The organism is Pseudomonas sp. 43mfcvi1.1, from assembly GCF_900115935.1.
GTDB lineage: Bacteria > Pseudomonadota > Gammaproteobacteria > Pseudomonadales > Pseudomonadaceae > Aquipseudomonas > Aquipseudomonas bijieensis.
Window position 1 is genome coordinate 113,145 of the sequence record NZ_UETT01000013.1, and the last position, 15,628, is coordinate 128,772.

Annotated in this window: 12 protein-coding genes; 4 read left to right on the top strand and 8 right to left on the bottom strand. The window is 60.4% G+C overall.

Annotated features, from left to right (window positions below; all coding sequences use genetic code 11):
- Nucleotides 1-134: 134 nt before the first annotated feature.
- The 6 genes from DTP52_RS23015 to DTP52_RS23040 form a co-directional block, all read right to left on the bottom strand.
- Complete coding sequence (locus tag DTP52_RS23015) at nt 135-1,193, bottom strand: lipopolysaccharide assembly protein LapB (RefSeq protein WP_109755397.1); 1,059 nt, start codon at nt 1,191-1,193, stop codon at nt 135-137.
- 350 nt (nt 1,194-1,543) lie between these two features.
- On the bottom strand, nt 1,544-2,965 hold the full coding sequence (locus tag DTP52_RS23020; protein WP_109755398.1) for an efflux transporter outer membrane subunit: 1,422 nt from the start codon (nt 2,963-2,965) through the stop codon (nt 1,544-1,546).
- Nucleotides 2,962-6,141 carry an efflux RND transporter permease subunit gene (locus DTP52_RS23025; RefSeq protein WP_003202298.1) on the bottom strand — a complete coding sequence of 1,060 codons (3,180 nt, stop codon included), beginning with the start codon at nt 6,139-6,141 and terminating at the stop codon, nt 2,962-2,964. Before DTP52_RS23025 ends, DTP52_RS23020 begins: the two co-directional genes overlap by 4 nt.
- Nucleotides 6,142-6,156: 15 nt before the next feature.
- Complete coding sequence (mexE, locus tag DTP52_RS23030) at nt 6,157-7,410, bottom strand: multidrug efflux RND transporter periplasmic adaptor subunit MexE (protein ID WP_109755399.1); 1,254 nt, start codon at nt 7,408-7,410, stop codon at nt 6,157-6,159.
- A gap of 337 nt (nt 7,411-7,747) precedes the next feature.
- Nucleotides 7,748-8,512 carry an ABC transporter substrate-binding protein gene (locus DTP52_RS23035; protein WP_109755466.1) on the bottom strand — a complete coding sequence of 255 codons (765 nt, stop codon included), beginning with the start codon at nt 8,510-8,512 and terminating at the stop codon, nt 7,748-7,750.
- A gap of 246 nt (nt 8,513-8,758) precedes the next feature.
- A complete protein-coding gene (locus DTP52_RS23040; protein WP_109755400.1) occupies nt 8,759-9,637 on the bottom strand; it encodes a LysR substrate-binding domain-containing protein in 879 nt (292 codons plus the stop codon).
- Between the two features lie 101 nt (nt 9,638-9,738).
- Here DTP52_RS23040 and DTP52_RS23045 point away from each other — a divergent pair, with 101 nt between their 5' ends.
- The 4 genes from DTP52_RS23045 (at nt 9,739) to DTP52_RS23060 (ending at nt 13,145) form a co-directional block, all read left to right on the top strand.
- On the top strand, nt 9,739-10,164 hold the full coding sequence (locus DTP52_RS23045; RefSeq protein WP_109755401.1) for a VOC family protein: 426 nt from the start codon (nt 9,739-9,741) through the stop codon (nt 10,162-10,164).
- Nucleotides 10,165-10,264: 100 nt separating this feature from the next.
- On the top strand, nt 10,265-10,885 hold the full coding sequence (locus tag DTP52_RS23050; RefSeq protein ID WP_109755402.1) for a TetR/AcrR family transcriptional regulator: 621 nt from the start codon (nt 10,265-10,267) through the stop codon (nt 10,883-10,885).
- Nucleotides 10,886-10,998: 113 nt separating this feature from the next.
- Nucleotides 10,999-11,823, top strand: coding sequence for a thioesterase family protein (locus DTP52_RS23055; protein ID WP_232201563.1), 825 nt, complete (start codon nt 10,999-11,001; stop codon nt 11,821-11,823).
- A gap of 50 nt (nt 11,824-11,873) precedes the next feature.
- The gene (locus DTP52_RS23060) at nt 11,874-13,145 is read left to right on the top strand and encodes an OmpP1/FadL family transporter (protein ID WP_109755404.1); all 1,272 of its coding nucleotides are present in this window, start codon (nt 11,874-11,876) and stop codon (nt 13,143-13,145) included.
- A gap of 125 nt (nt 13,146-13,270) precedes the next feature.
- Here DTP52_RS23060 and DTP52_RS23065 read toward each other — a convergent pair whose 3' ends face one another.
- Nucleotides 13,271-14,056: an SDR family oxidoreductase gene (locus DTP52_RS23065; RefSeq protein WP_109755467.1), complete on the bottom strand. Its 786-nt coding sequence runs from the start codon at nt 14,054-14,056 to the stop codon at nt 13,271-13,273.
- 44 nt (nt 14,057-14,100) lie between these two features.
- Nucleotides 14,101-15,561, bottom strand: coding sequence for an efflux transporter outer membrane subunit (locus DTP52_RS23070; protein ID WP_109755405.1), 1,461 nt, complete (start codon nt 15,559-15,561; stop codon nt 14,101-14,103).
- Nucleotides 15,562-15,628: the final 67 nt, after the last annotated feature.

Consider the following 15,628-nt stretch of genomic DNA (forward strand, 5'->3'; position numbering starts at 1 on the left):
CTAGGGAAGTGGGCAGCAGGCGGGGTAGCGCCTGAAATTAACTGCCTGAACACTTGACCTTTGGCGGTGATGGCGGTTCCGCTTACATCTACAAAACGCGGTGTACTGCACAACTTTCAGCGTGCAACCAGGGCCTACAGACCCTGTTGCAACGCCGGGTCATCGGGGTTCAGCTGTTCAAGTTGCGCCAACAGGATCTGAACGTTCTGCAATTGACCGGTTTCCTTCCAATAGTTGATCAGCAACACCCGGGCCTTGCGGTCGGCGGGGTAGCGCTGGACGATTTCCTGCAGCTGTTTCTGCGCAGCTTCCACCTCCTGCTCGGCATGCAGGGTAGTCGCCAGGTCATAGCGGTAATGGCGGTTCTCGGGCTCCAGTTCCACGGCTTTCGCCAGGCCAAGCACCGCATATTCGCTCTGGCCGTGTTGCAGCAACCACATGCCCAGCGCATGTTGCAGATAAGCCGACGCTGGCTGGGTTTGCAACTGCCGGGCGAGCAATTGTCGCGCGGCTTCGCCCTGGCCCTGTTTGTCCAGCACTTCGATCTGCATGACCAGCGCCGGCAGGTTGTCCGGTTGCAGGCGCAGGGCCTGCTCAAGGGCCAGTTGGGCTTTCTTCAGTTCGGCGTTGTGCAGGTGCAGCCGGGCGAGTTGGTAGTGGGTCTCGGCGGTTTTCGGGCCGTCCTCGAGTACCTGTTCCCAGGTATCGATGGCGATCTGCATTGCACCGAAGTACAAGCCCAGATCATCCGGTGACAGGCCCAGCAGCGCGTTCACGGCGGCGAACCGGACGCTCTGGTCGTCATCATCCAGCAGCGAGCCGAGCAACAGGCTGCGCTGGCCCGTCGGCACCAGACCGACGATGCTGCCGATGGCTGCCTTGCGCACGTCCGGTGATTCGCTGTGCAGATCCGCGTCCGCCAGTTTCAAGGCCTGGGGGCTGGGGTAGTTGGGCAGTTCGGCGTGCAGCCACACGCGGCGCTTGGGCGAGAGGTCCGGGCGCCCCAGTTGCTGGTAGAGCATCCGCGCCGCCCCTGGCTGCCCGTTGCGGGCGTTTTCCAAGGCTTCACTGTAGCCACGCTTGATTGCTTCGGGGATTTGCGGGGTGGTGCTGCGTAGCCACACTGCGACAAGACCGATCACCAACAGGATACAGAGGCTGAGAAGCAGATAGCGGCGGCGAGGCGAGGGCATGCAGGAAATCCATTACCAGAAGCTTGAAATGTCGCAAGCTTCGGTCAGGTGGGGGCTTGAGTCAAACCTTGTGACGCATCTCGCTCCACCGGTGATTGTGGATGCAGATCTGTGACCCTCCCCAAAACCCATGTAGGAGCGAGCCTGCTCGCGACGGCGTCGGTATCTTCAACATCATCTATGCAAGCTGACCCACCGCTATCGCGAGCAGGCTCGCTCCCACAGGGGTTGTGCTGAATGCTGAATCTGTGGAGTCGCTGGCGAAAAAAAGCCCCGCGTCCGAATGAAAACGCGGGGCAAGGATTTGGTTGGTTGCGGCCAACCAAAGGAGCTCGGTTGAGCAGGGCGGATCAGTTGCTGGCAACGGTCTCCGGTTTCCAGCCGCCACCCAGGGCCTTGTAGATCGCGACGATGCCGCGGTACAGGTCCACTTCCGCCTGGGCCTGGGTGTCTTCGGCGGCCAGGCGTTCACGTTGGGCGTCGAGCAGCACGAGGAAGTCCACGGTGCCTTCGCGGTAGCGAATCTCGGCCAGGTCGGCGGCGGCACGGCTCGATTCGCTCTGACGGATCAGCGAGATCAGCCGTTGCTGGCGCTTGCCGTAGTCACTGAAGGCATTCTCCGATTCCTCCAGGGCCAGCAGCACTTGCTGTTCGTAGGTCGCCAGGGCACCGTCCGCCTCGGCGCTGGCACCGCGCAAGCGAGCCCGCACGCTGCCCAGGTCGAAGGCGGCCCAGGTAATGCTCGGGCCCAGCGCCCAGGCATTGGCGGCCGAGGAGCCGATCTGCGAGCCGCGTCCGGCGGTAAAGCCCAGGAAACCGCTCAGGCTGACCCGTGGGAACAGGTCAGCCTTGGCCACGCCGATGCGCGCCGTGGCAGCGGCCAGTTGGCGTTCGGCGCTGAGAATGTCCGGGCGCCGTTGCAGCAGCTCACCCGGGTCGCCGATGGGCAGGGCCTTGGCGATGGCTGGCAACTGTTTCGGGCTCAGGTCCACGCTCAATTTGTCCGGGCGCTCACCCAGCAAAGTGGCGATGCGATTGCGTTGGCGCACTTGTTCGGCCTGCAACTGCGGGACGCTGGCTTCCACCGAGGCCAGGCGGGCATCGGCGCGGACCACGTCGAGCTGGTCGCCGACGCCGGCATCACGCAGGCTTTCGGTGATCTTGCGCGAGTCCTGCTGGTTCTTCAGGTTCGCCAGGGCGATCTTTTCCCTCAGCTGGGCGCCGCGCAGTTGACCGTAGGCGTCCACCAGCTCGGCGATCATCGTCACCTGCAACTGATAGAGATCGGCTTCGGCGGCCTGCTGGTCGGCATCGGTGGCTTCCAGGTTGCGCTGGATGCGTCCGAACAAGTCCAGCTCCCAGGCCATGTCCAGGCCCAGGTCGTAACGCTCGGTATTGACCCGGTCGGTGGTCTGCCCCGGGACCTGGCCTTTGCCCAGGTTGCTGCTGGCGCGGCTAGTGATGGTGGGCATGGCGTCATTGCTGGCGTCATCGCGAATCGCCCGGGCTGCCCGCAGGCGGGCGAAGGCTACGCGCAACTCGCGGTTGCCTTCCAGGGAGCGAGTCACCAACGCGTTGAGCGTCGGGTCGTCGAATTGCTGCCACCAGATGCCTTCGAAACGGGCGCGGTCGAAATTCTTCTGGCCGGCGGCGCCGTCGGTGGCGGTGGTGATGTTCGCCGCCTCCGTTTGCGGGGCCTTGTAGTCCGGGCCCACGGCACAGGCACTCAGTGCCAATACCAGCAAGCTCGGCATGAACGCTTTCAAACTCATTGTTGCGCCTCCAGTTTCAAAGCCCGGGCCGCCTTGCGGGCCTCGCTGCGCTCGACGAAGTTGCGGATCAGTACATAGAACACGGGGGTGAGCAGCAGGCCGAAGAAGGTCACGCCGAGCATCCCGGAGAACACCGCCACACCCATGGCATGGCGCATTTCCGCACCCGCGCCGCTGGAGAACACCAGGGGCACCACGCCCATGATGAAGGCGAAGGAGGTCATCAGGATCGGCCGTAGACGCAGGCGGCACGCTTCGAGGACCGCCGCCAGCGGGTTCATGCCTTCGAGCTGTTTGTCCTTGGCGAACTCGACGATCAGGATCGCGTTCTTGCAGGCAAGCCCCACCAGTACGATCAAGCCGATCTGGGTAAAGATGTTGTTGTCGCCACCGGAGAGGATCACCCCGGTAATCGCTGACAGCAGGGTCATCGGTACGATCAGGATCACCGCCAATGGCAGGCTCCAGCTTTCGTACTGGGCCGCGAGCACCAGGAACGCCAGCAGTACGCAGAGCGGGAACACGAACAGCGCGGTGTTGCCCGAGAGGATCTGCTGGTAGGTCAGGTCGGTCCACTCGTACGTCATGCCGTTGGGCAATTCGTCCTTGAGCAGTTTCTCGATGGCTTTTTCAGCCTGGCCGGAGCTGTAGCCCGGGGCGGCGGCACCGTTGATTTCAGCGGTGATGAAGCCGTTGTAGTGCATCACGCGGTCCGGCCCCGAGGTGTCGCTGACCTTGATGAAGGTCGCCAGCGGGATCATCTCGCCACGGTTGTTGCGCACCTTGAGCTGGCCGATCTGGTCCGACTCGAGACGGAACTGCTGCTCGGCCTGGACGTTGACCTGGTAGGTGCGGCCGAAACGGTTGAAGTCGTTGGCATACAGCGAACCCAGGTAGATCTGCAGGGTGTCGAAGATGTCGCTGACGGCCACGCCGTGGGTCTTGGCTTTTTCACGGTCGATGGCAGCATCGACCTGGGGCACGTTCACGGTGTAGCTGGTGAACAACCCGGCCAGTTCCGGCACGCTGCGGCTCTTGGTGATGATGTTCATGGTTTCTTTGTACAGCTCGTCGTAGCCCAGGTTGCCTCGGTCTTCGATTTGCAGGCGGAAACCACCGATCGTGCCCAGGCCCTGTACTGGCGGCGGTGGGAAGATCGCCATGTAGGCTTCCTGGATCCCGGCGTACTGGCCGTTCAAGGCTCCGGCGATGGCGCCGGCCGACATGCTCGGGTCCTTGCGCTCGTCGAAGGGCTTGAGGGTCACGAACACGATGCCGGCGTTCGGGCTGTTGGTGAAGCCGTTGATCGACAGGCCCGGGAAGGCCACGGCGCTTTCAACCCCCGGTTGCTTGAGGGCCAGGTCCGACATGCGTTTGATCACGTCTTCGGTACGGTCCAGGCTCGCGGCGTCCGGCAATTGGGCGAAGGCCACCAGGTATTGCTTGTCCTGGCCGGGCACGAAACCGGTCGGGGTGGTGGAGAAACCGAAGAAGGTCAACACCATCAGGCCCGCATAGAGCACCAGGGCGATGCCGCTGCTACGAATCACTCGGGCGACGGTGCCCACGTAACCGTGACTGGCACGCTCGAAGAAACGGTTGAACGGACGGAACAGCCAGCCACCGAAGAGCTTGTCCAAAAACTTCGAGAAACGGTCCTTGGGCGCGTCATGGCCTTTGAGCAACACGGCAGCCAAGGCTGGCGACAGGGTCAGGGAGTTGACCGCCGAAATCACTGTCGAGATGGCGATGGTCAGGGCGAACTGCTTATAAAACTGTCCGGTCAAGCCACTGATGAACGCCGCCGGAACGAACACCGCGCACAGCACCAGGGCGGTGGCGATGATCGGACCAGTCACTTCGCCCATGGCGCGCTTGGTCGCTTCCACTGGGGTGAGCCCCAGTTCGATGTTTCGCTCGACGTTCTCCACCACCACGATGGCGTCGTCCACCACGATACCGATCGCCAGTACCAGGCCGAACAATGAGAGGGCGTTCAGCGAGAAGCCGAACAGGTGCATCACCGCGAACGTACCGATCAGCGACACCGGTACAGCCACCAGCGGAATGATCGATGCACGCCAGGTCTGCAGGAACAGGATCACCACCAGCACCACGAGGATCAGCGCTTCGAACAGGGTGTGCACCACTGCCTCGATGGAACCGCGGACGAAGATCGTCGGGTCATAGACAATGCTGTAGTCCATCCCGGCCGGGAAGCCCTTCTTCAACTCTTCCATTTTCTCGCGAACATCGTTGGAGATCTGGATGGCGTTGGAGCCTGGACGCTGGAAGATCGGGATCGCCACCGCCGGCTGGTTGTCCAGCAGCGAACGCAGAGCGTATTGGCTGGAGCCCAGTTCGACCCGGGCGATGTCTTTCAGGCGAGTGATCTCACCGTTGGCGCCGGAACGAATGATGATGTTCTCGAACTCCTCCTCATTCACAAGGCGCCCTTGGGTATTGATCGACAGCTGGAAAGCCTGGGCATTGGGCGCTGGCGGCGCACCCAGGGCGCCGGCAGCCACCTGGCGGTTCTGTTCGCGGATCGCGGTGACCACGTCGGTGGCGGTCAGGTTGCGCGAAGCGGTCTTGTTCGGATCCAGCCAGACCCGCAGGGAGTAGTCACCCATGCCGAACAGCTGCACATCACCCACGCCGCCCAGGCGCGCCAGCTCATCCTTGATGTTGAGCAGGGCGTAGTTGGACAGGTAGAGCATGTCGTAGCGTTTGTCCGGCGAGGTCAAGTGCACGACCATGGTCAGGTCGGGCGACGCCTTGTCCACCGTGATGCCGATCCGGGTCACTTCTTCCGGCAGCTTGGGCTCGGTCCGGGTGACGCGGTTCTGCACCTGCACCTGGGCGTTGTCCAGGTCGGTGCCCAGGGCGAAGGTGATGGTCAGGGTGATCTTGCCATCGGCGGTGGACTGCGAGGACATGTACAACATGTTCTCGACGCCGGTGATGGCTTGTTCCAAAGGAGCGGCCACGGTCTCGCCGATGACCTTGGGGTTGGCACCTGGGAAGTTTGCGCGCACGACCACGGTCGGCGGCACGACTTCCGGGTATTCGCTGATCGGCAATTGGAACAGCGAGATGGCGCCGGCGATCAGGATCAGCAGCGAAAGTACCGCTGCGAAGATCGGCCGCGAAATGAAGAACTGGGAAAATTTCATCTTGGATTCAGTCCCTTAACCGCGTGGGGTCGCAGCGGCCAGTTTGCCTGCCGCCCCTGACGCGTCCTTGGATGGCGCGACTTGGGGCAGGTTGCTGGCTTCTAGCGCTTTACGTTGTTGTGCGAGGGCGGCAATGGTTTCGTCGCTGGCCATCGGCACGGTTTCAGGTGTGACCGGCGAACCTGGACGAGCCCGCTGCAGGCCCTTGACGATGATGGTGTCGTCCTTGCTCAGGCCGTTACGCACGATGCGCAGGCCTTCGATCTTCGGCCCCAGCTCGACGGCGCGGTAGGCCGGCTTGTTCTCGGCGTCCATCACCAGCACGAATTTCTTGCCCAGGTCGGTGCCCACGGCTTCGTCGTTGATCAGCACGGCGGAATAAGTGCCGCTGCCCACCAGCTTCAGTCGGGCATACAGGCCAGGGGTGTAGGTGCCGTCCTTGTTGTCGAACACGGCCCGGCCACGGATCGTACCGGTCTGCGGGTTGACCTGGTTGTCGACGAAATTCATCTGGCCCAGGTGTGGATTGCCGTCCTCGTTGGACAGGCCCATGTAGACCGGCGTGGCCTGGCCGCGCTGGCCTTGGCGGGCGAGTTGGGTGTACTTGAGGAAGACACGTTCGTCGGCGTCGAAGTAGGCGTAGACCTTGTCGGTGGAGACCACGCTGGTCAGCGCGGTGACGTCGGCGGTCACCAGGTTGCCTGCGGTGATTTCTGCCCGGCTGACGCGACCAGTGATGGGCGAGGTGACACGGGTGAAGCTCAGGTTCAGCTTGGCCAGGTCCAGTTGTGCCTGGATCGCCGCAGCGGCAGCGCGGGCTTCCTGGGCGGCGCTGGTGCGCGAGTCTGCCAGCTCGGCGGAAATGGCATTGCTCAGACGCAGGCGTTCGCCACGCTGGGCTTCGTTCTCGCTGCGGGTGGCGGTGGCACGGGCTTGGGCCAGTTGGGCTTCGAGACGACGTACTTCAGCCTGGAAGGGGCGCGGGTCGATCTGGAACAGCAGGTCGCCTTTCTTGACCAGCGCGCCCTCGGTGAAGGCCACTTCGTCGATTTGTCCGGATACCCGCGGACGGATTTCGACGGTTTCCGGCGCTTCAAGGCGTCCGGTGAATTCATCCCATTCGTTGACTGGTTGTTCCAGTACCTTGGCCACACTGACTTTGGCTGGCGGCATGGAAGCTGCCGTGTCGGGAGTCTTGCCGCAGGCGCTCATCACCAGTACCGCCAGCAGCGCGAGAGGAAAACGCAGTTTTGAAAGTGAATGTTCCATGGATAGCATCCGCCAATGTATTGAGAATGGGCGGATGATGCGTGGAGCAAGGCAGAGGAACGAATCGAATGAAGCAAAGGTAACTATCATTCAGAATGATATAAGCCATCGACAAGGCCTCTAGTCCGGCGATGTGTGCCACTATTTGGAAGCCGAGGAACCGTGGCGAGGGCGCTTGTTCCCGCCGGGCTGCCTGGCAGCCCCTGTTTATGAGCTCCTGGCGCCCAATCGGGAGCAAGCTCCCTTGCCGCAATGACTCACGCAAACCTTGAACACACTGCACCGTTTCAGGGCTAGCTTGGGTTCTTTGCTATCAAATGTATTGATGGGTCGCGGCCTATTGCGGCAAATAGAGGTCATGGATTTGCTTGAGCGTCCCATCCGCCCGAAGCGCTTCAACCGCTTCGCGTAAATCCTCGACCATTTTGGGCGCGCATTGTTTCGAGCAGGCCAGGTAAAGATCGGCGCTGCTGCCGACCCGACTCATGAGCAGTTTGCGTTTAGACACCTTCGGCCAGATGTATCGACTCTCGGGCACGCCGTTGAACCAGGCATCGATGCGCCCCATCAAGAGCAGCTGGGCGGGGTTGTCGCCAATGGCCAGCGGATAGATCTGCTCATCGCTGAAACCTTCGGTGCGCAGGATATCTTCCTGCGCACTGCCCAGGCCGACGCCGATCTTGCGGTAGGTTTCTTTCGCTTGGGCGAAGCTGTTCACCCGCCGCTCAAGGCTGAAAAAAGCTCGTTCCATGGGCATGATCGAGGCGATCCAGGTAAAACGATCCTCACGAGTGGGTATGCGCGAGAGGGGTGTGATCAAGTGGTCGTGTTCTTCGCTGACGTGTTTCTGAGCCCTGGCCCAGGGCAGCACATGGATTTTTACGGTGTACCCGGCCTTGGTCATGGCCGCGACGGCGACATCACCAACGATTCCGTGCCCCCTGGGGTCATTGACGAACGTCAGCGGCGGCGCGTCGAGGATGTGCAGTTCTATCTCCAGGGGTTCACCGCGCGCGTTGTGTGCAACCAACAGCGGCAGTAATAGACAAAGCCTGGATAGTGTTCTGGTGGGGGCATTCAAAGCGCGTTTGCTCAGGCTCATGATCGGTACTTCAGGCATTGGAAGGGGGGTACGCCATTCAAAGGATGCTTGGCGCGCAAACAGCGTCTTGCAGGCCGACGTCTTATGTGACGCAGCGCACTTGAAGCGGGGCGCCGCGGTCGTTTTATCAGGACACGCCAGTATGTTGTCTTGGCCTGGCTGCGTGTACTTGAAGGTATAGATCATCCGCTCGACAAAAACCTTGAGCCCTGCGCATTGGTTTTTGTCTGGGTCGATGCAGGGGATTCATACCGGGTTGGCCTGGGCTTGCTCCGCGATCAGTTGCACCAGTCTTCCTGCGGGTTCGTTGAGACTTTGTCGAGCCCGGTGGACGAGGCCGATCTCACGGTGGAAGGTGTGCTCTGCGAGGTCGAGGGCGCGTACACCCTGCGGCCATTTATGGTGAGTCGCGGTTTGCGGCACCAGGGCCACGCCAACGCCGTTTCCAACCAGCTTGATAATCGCCTCCAATTCATCCAGCTCGCAGACTTCATGCAAGGTGAAGTGCATTTTGCGCAGGAAGCGGTCCACCTGCCGGCCACCGAACGATGCACGGTCATAGCGAATGAAGGGTTGACCGCCAAGCAGTTCGGCCCAGTCCTCCCCGGGTAGTGCGCTTGGTACGATCAGTCGATAGGGCTCCAGTGCCAGGGGCCTCCAGCGCAGATCGCTTTGCAGCGAGAAAGGCGGGCGGATGATGGCGGCCATGTCGATTTCCCCGGCATCCACCAGGTTGAGCAACTCCATCGATACGCCAGGCAGCACGCGCGTGCGGCATTGCGGGCATTGCTGGTGAAACCTGGCGAGCGCGTCTGGCAGGTAGGAGCGCTGCACCGACGCGATAGCGCCGATGTTCACCAGGACGCTAGGTGCAAGCCCGGCAGTGCTTGTGCCGAGATTGTCGTAGAGACGCAGCAACTCTTGCGCTTGCAGGAGTACTTGATGGCCCATCCGATTAAGGTGGGCCGAGCGGCCCTTGCGGTCGAAGATCTCGAAGCCGAGTTCGGCCTCCAGGCGCTGGATCTGCGCGCTGACCGCGGCCTGTGTGAGGCCGATTTTATTGCCTGCGGCAGCGAAAGTACCTTCCCGCGCTACGGCAATAAGGGTCTTGAGTTCTTTTATCATTCATAAATATTAATTGTGTTATTGAGAGAAATATATTGTTTTTCTTGTTTTTAGCCCGGCCTTACGATGGTCCGGTCCTTATAAAAGCAACAGGAGCCATGATGAGCCTTTCTCCCTTCCACCTCGCAATCCCTGTCTACGACCTTCCAGGCGCTCGGGCCTTTTATGGCGAAGTGTTTGGGCTACAAGAGGGCCGCTCCAGTGCCCATTGGGTCGACTTCAACTTCTATGGCCACCAGTTGGTGATTCATGAACAGCCAAAGACCGCTTCTCAAGAGAGCGTCCACAGCAACCCGGTAGATGGGCATGACGTGCCGGTCCCTCACTTCGGCATCGTTTTGGGATGGCAGGAGTGGGAGGCGTTGGCCGAGCGGCTGAAATCCTTTGGCACCGAGTTCGTGATCGAGCCCTACATACGTTTCAAGGGGCAGGTGGGGGAGCAGGCCACGATGTTTCTGTTCGATCCTTGCGGTAATGCGCTGGAGTTCAAGGCGTTCAAGGATATGAGCCAGCTTTTCGCCAAATAGCAGGCGCAGGGGGGCAATTTCTGGGGAATGGGCAAAATGTGACGAAATCACGACCTGGTCACAAGTTGTCAACCGACTTCAGGATGCGTAAGCTGCCCCCATGAACCAGTCATCCCTACCTTCGCCCAGCACCCGAGGCCCGGCCGATCACGACATCCGAGACCAGATCGTCGCGGCGGCCAATGAGCATTTCAGTCAATACGGCTACGGCAAGACCACAGTCTCTGACTTGGCCAAGGCCATCGGGTTTTCCAAGGCATACATCTATAAGTTTTTCGACTCCAAGCAGGCGATTGGCGAAGCTATTTGTACTCGCTGCCTGGCCGAAATCGTTGCAGCTGTGGAGCAGGCCATCAACGAAGAAGGACTCTCGTCGACGGAGCGTTTTCGACGCCTGGTCAAAACCCTGGTTACCACGGGCGTGAACCTGTTCTTCAATGATCGCAAGCTCTACGACATTGCTGCGTTCTCTGCCTCGGAGCACTGGCCCAGTTCACGGGGTTACGACGCCCGGATCAAAGGCTTCGTATTGCAAGTCGTACGCGAGGGGCGAGAACTCGGTGAGTTTGAACGCAAGACGCCACTGGACGAGACAGTAGACGCGATCCACTTGGCGCTTCGGCCTTTCGTCAACCCTTTGCTGCTGCAGTACAGCCTTGACGTCATCGAAGAGGCTCCCACGCTCACCGCCAACCTCATCTTGCGTAGCCTCATGCCGTGACCTTGGGCTGACGATTCCAAGCAACGCATTCCAATCGATTTCAGTGCTCGGTCATGATGGGCTGACAAAGGTAATTGTTTATCTTGATTGTGACTATTGACACAAATGGTCACATGAATAAGATATGGCGTATTGCTCTTAGTCCTGAGAACGTCGACATGACGAGCTTCGCCCAATTGCTGCAGCAATTCGATCCGGATGCGCCATTTGTGTCTCCACCCAACTGGCAGCAGGGCCGTACGATCTTTGGCGGGCTGTCCGCTGCGCTGTCTCTGCAAGCGGTTTTGCTTGAGCGTCCGACAGGTTTTCCTCCATTCAAGTCCGCCCAGGTGTCGTTCATAGGCCCGGTCACGCAGGCCCAGACATTCGATGTCAGCGTGTTGCGTCAAGGACGATCCGTCACCTCCGTATCGGTCGACTGCTTGTCGGGCGACGACCTGGCGTTGCGCACGACCCTACTATTCGCACAGCCGCGGGCGAGTTGTATTGCCCATGATGCCTGGGGCCGTCCGCTTGTAGAGGGGCCGTCCCGGTACGCGCCATTGAAGCTGGACAGAAAGATCGCGCCGGCCTGCGCCTATAACTTTGAGATGCGCCCTGCGGGCGGTTCTCTGCCGGTATCCGGCGCTGATAATCCGGAATTACTGATGTGGGTACGCCACCTGGATGCTCGGGGCGTAGATCCGGCGGTCGCCTTGATTGCATTGGCTGACAGCTTGCCGCCAGCGGCCATGACCTGCTTCACCGAACCCGCTGCCATCAGTTCTGCGTCCTGGATGATTGACCTGCCGCAGCCGGCCGTCGCCAGTGAGTGGTTCCTGATCAATTCCTTTAGCCAGCAAGCGCTGGAAGGCTATTCGCTCCAGGACATGGAAATCTGGGACGAAAGCGGCCGGCGTGTGCTTTGGGCACGCCAGACCGTGGCGATCTTCACGTAATACAAAACCACTGCTCCCATTACCCGCGCTACGTTTCCAGAGTTCTAATAATGAAAAAAATATTGCTCAAGACCCCGGTGGGTCTCTGCTTTGTGTTCGCAACTTCCCATGTATTTGCCAGCGGCTTCGCGCTCAATGAACAAAGCATCAGTGGGATGGGCTCGGGATTTGCCGGTCGTTCTTCTTCCGCCGAAGATGCGAGCACGGTCTTCGGTAATCCGGCGGGGATGTCTCGCTTGAAGAAGGAGCAGTTCAGCCTGGGAGCGGCGACGCTGTTCGCGAAATCCGACATAAGCCAGACCCGCAGCACCTTCGGCGGTCAGGACGGCGATGACATGGTGCCAACGACCACGGTGCCGATGGGTTATTACGTCAAACCCGTTGATGAGCACTGGGCGTTCGGCGTTGGTTTTTATGTGCCGTTCGGTTTGATTACCGATTACGGCAGCGATTTTGCCGGGCGTTATTACGCAAATAAGAGCGAGGTCAAGACACTCACGTTTCAGCCTACGATCAGCTACGCCTTCAACGACATCGTGTCGATCGGGTTCGGCCCCACGATTAACCGTATCAGCGGTGAGATATCAGGCATGGTGCCCAATCCACTCAGCCCTGGCCGCAATGACGCAAAGCTCAAAAGCACAGGCGACGACACGGCCCTGGGTTTCAATGCTGGCGTCCTGGTGCAGGCTACAGATCGAACCCGCTTGGGGCTGACGTACCATTCCAAGGTCAGCTATCACCTGGATGCCAAGACCAAAGTCAGCGACGGCATCTTCAGCCTGGTAGGGGTTAGTGGGCGCAGCTATGACGCTTCGCTGGATGTGGATACCCCGGAGGCGGTGGACTTCTCGGTGACTCACCAGCTCAACACGGACTGGACGCTTTACCTGGGCAGCACCTGGACACGTTGGAGTCGCTTCAAGGAGCTGACCATCGAAAACTCGGGGTTGCCGCCGTTGTTGAGCGGCCAGTTGGGTACCATCAGTGAAGAGCAGAATTGGCATGACACGTGGGCCCACGCTATCGGTACGGCGTATCGGTTGAATAATCAGTGGGTGCTGCGTGCAGGCTTTTCGGTTGACCAATCGCCTGCCAACAATACCAACCGCGGACCACGTATTCCTACCGGCGACCGGAAGGTGCTCAGCTTCGGGGCCGGCTGGACGCCAGTGGAAGATGTCACGATCGACGTCGCTTATTCCTATCTCTGGGAGGAGAGCGTATCGGTCAACGATGCGTCGGTGACCCGCGGCGCCTACAGCTCCAAGTACAAAAACAGTGCGAGCGGGTTTGGCACTTCACTCAGCTATCGCTTCTGATTGAGTGCTGCTCTAAAAGCCGGGAGCGCATGCTACCCGGCGTTTGGTGTGGGCGAGTCGACTGTGACGAAGATATTGATGATGGTGATTGCGTAGAGTGTTGCAAGGGCTGCTGCATGGCCTGCTCAGACACCCATGATGCGTGCCATAAGACCCTGGTGAAACCGGCGAGGTGTGGCCCAGGTCAGGACGGTAACAGCCTTGTTGCCAAAGCCTGGTACGACACTCATGCGTCCGGCTTGCAATGCACGGATTCCCGCTGCCACAACGGGCTGGGGCTGCATCATGACCATTTTCAAGGCTGGCGTGAGCGTTTGCCTGGCGCTTTCTGCAAACCCGGTGTCCGACATCCCAGGGCAAAGTGCGGTCACGACGATGCCGTCGTTTTTGAGTTCACGATGAAGCGCATCCGAGAAACGAAGTACATAGGCCTTCGCTGCAGAATAAACAGCGAAACTCTTCACACCCTGAAAGGACAACAGGCTTGCGACCATCAGGATGTGTCCACGTTTGCGGGCCCGCATGTCTACCGCGAAGAGTCGTGTAAGGGCTGTCAGACTGGCGATATCCAAATCAATCATGGCCAGGGCCTGGTCCAGGGGCTGATCCAGGAAAGGTCCCTGCAAGCCATGCCCCGCATTGTTAATGAGCACATCAATCACGACTTCGCGCTCGCGCAGCCGCTGGTGCAGTTCGATGACTGCCGGGATCGAGGAAAGGTCTACTTGCTCGACAATGACATCAACGCCGAAACGTTCGCGCAATTGCGCTGATAGCGATTCGAGCTTTTCCAGCCTGCGTGCTACCAGGACGAGAGATTTCCCTTGGGCGGCGTATTGCCGGGCAAACTCCTCGCCAAATCCGCTTGAAGCACCTGTGATGAGCACCCAGGAGTTATCGTTCGGTTTCATCTCGCTGATCTCGGGTTGTTGAGTTGAAAGAAAAGGGGCGTCAGTCATCTGGCAGCCACCGGCAGGGCGTCAGGTGGCTGCCAGCCACCTCCGAGCGCCCGGAATGCCGCGACCGCCGCCCGTGCTGATTCGGTTCGCGCTTGCGCTCGGGAATCGGACGCTTGCAGCAGTGTCTCGTCGGCATTCAAGACATCGATCAGGCTGGCCGTACCTTTCTGATAGGCAATGAACGACGATTGCCGAGCTTGGGTCAACGAAGCTTCACCCTGGGTGAGGGTGGTGGCCTGGGCTTCTCGATTGACCAGCGCGGAAAACGCGTTCTCGACGTCCTCGGTGGCGCGCAGCGCGGACTGGCGGTAAGCGGCGAGTGCTTCGGCTTCCTGCCCCTTGGTTTGATCGATCTGAGCGTTGATGCGGCCAAAGTCGAACAGCCTCCAACGCAATCCCAATACGCCGGCTGCCTGACTGGCGTCGCCACTGAACAAGTTGCCGGCGGAAACCGCCGTGGCGCTGCCAAGCAAGGCGCTGAGAGAGAATTTTGGATAGTACTCGGCGATGGCTTCGCCGATGCGCGCGTTGGAGGCTGCGAGGCGGCGCTCTGCCACGATGAGGTCTGGCCGGCGGCGCAGCAGATCGGCCGGCGTGCCCATGGCGGTTATCTGTGGTGCCGCAGGGATGTTCCCGACAGTTGCCAGTTGCTGGCGATGGGTGCCTGGCGGTGTGCCGAGCATGACATCCAATGCGTTCATCGCGGCATCCAGACCGGTTTGCAGCACTGGCACTGTTGCCTGGACTTGCGCCAGCGCCCCCTCGGTCTGGTGCACCTGATAGCTGGCGGCGAGGCCCTTGCTGTAAAGCAATCGGACTTTTTCCAACAGGTCTTGTTGGGTTTTGACTTGTCGGTTGGCGATGTCCAGCCGGGTCTGCAGCCCGCGAAGAGTGATGTAGATATCAGCGGTCTGTGCGGCGACAGCCAGTCGTGTGGCGGCGGCGCCTGCCTCGCTAGCCTGGTACTCGGCCAGTGCCGCCTCGCGTCCGCGGCGCAGACCGCCAAAGAGGTCCACCTCCCAGTTGGCGTTGAGGTTGACCTCGTAGGAACTTCCATACCGATCATACCCAGGCGTCGAGTTCAACACCTGGCCGAGTGGGGTTTGCACTGACTGATAGGCGCGCGCGGCTTGACCGTTGATGGTTGCCGAGGGCAACAACGCGGCATTGGCTGCCCCCAGGCCCGCCCGTGCTTGCGCGACTCGCGCCGCCGCCTGAGCCAGGTCCAGGTTCTGTTCAAGTGCCTTGGCGATGAACTCGGTCAATACCGGATCACCAAAGCCTTCCCACCAGGCTACAAGGTTGGTTCGCGTTGCGCTGGGCCTCTGTTCGACAGACGACTGCCCCAGGAAACGGTGCGAAAGCGCAGCGTCCGGACGATGGTAGTCCGGACCGACCGCGCAGCCTGCCATCAAGCTGGCGCTCACCAAAAGGGTAAGGGGGAGGAGAGGCGACATGGGATACCTGGAGAAGGGTGGTTTGTGACCATACTATATTATGGTCACTTCCTGTCAATTGCGGCTC

What these genes read in the sequence shown, in the direction of transcription:
- DTP52_RS23050 (WP_109755402.1), top strand. Translation starts at nt 10,265, where the DNA reads ATGAACCAGTCATCCCTACCTTCGCCCAGCACCCGAGGCCCGGCCGAT.
- DTP52_RS23020 (WP_109755398.1), bottom strand. Translation starts at nt 2,965, where the DNA reads ATGAGTTTGAAAGCGTTCATGCCGAGCTTGCTGGTATTGGCACTGAGT.
- DTP52_RS23035 (WP_109755466.1), bottom strand. Translation starts at nt 8,512, where the DNA reads ATGAGCCTGAGCAAACGCGCTTTGAATGCCCCCACCAGAACACTATCC.
- DTP52_RS23065 (WP_109755467.1), bottom strand. Translation starts at nt 14,056, where the DNA reads ATGAAACCGAACGATAACTCCTGGGTGCTCATCACAGGTGCTTCAAGC.
- DTP52_RS23040 (WP_109755400.1), bottom strand. Translation starts at nt 9,637, where the DNA reads ATGATAAAAGAACTCAAGACCCTTATTGCCGTAGCGCGGGAAGGTACT.
- DTP52_RS23055 (WP_232201563.1), top strand. Translation starts at nt 10,999, where the DNA reads ATGAATAAGATATGGCGTATTGCTCTTAGTCCTGAGAACGTCGACATG.
- DTP52_RS23070 (WP_109755405.1), bottom strand. Translation starts at nt 15,561, where the DNA reads ATGTCGCCTCTCCTCCCCCTTACCCTTTTGGTGAGCGCCAGCTTGATG.
- DTP52_RS23015 (WP_109755397.1), bottom strand. Translation starts at nt 1,193, where the DNA reads ATGCCCTCGCCTCGCCGCCGCTATCTGCTTCTCAGCCTCTGTATCCTG.
- DTP52_RS23060 (WP_109755404.1), top strand. Translation starts at nt 11,874, where the DNA reads ATGAAAAAAATATTGCTCAAGACCCCGGTGGGTCTCTGCTTTGTGTTC.
- DTP52_RS23045 (WP_109755401.1), top strand. Translation starts at nt 9,739, where the DNA reads ATGAGCCTTTCTCCCTTCCACCTCGCAATCCCTGTCTACGACCTTCCA.
- DTP52_RS23025 (WP_003202298.1), bottom strand. Translation starts at nt 6,141, where the DNA reads ATGAAATTTTCCCAGTTCTTCATTTCGCGGCCGATCTTCGCAGCGGTA.
- mexE (WP_109755399.1), bottom strand. Translation starts at nt 7,410, where the DNA reads ATGGAACATTCACTTTCAAAACTGCGTTTTCCTCTCGCGCTGCTGGCG.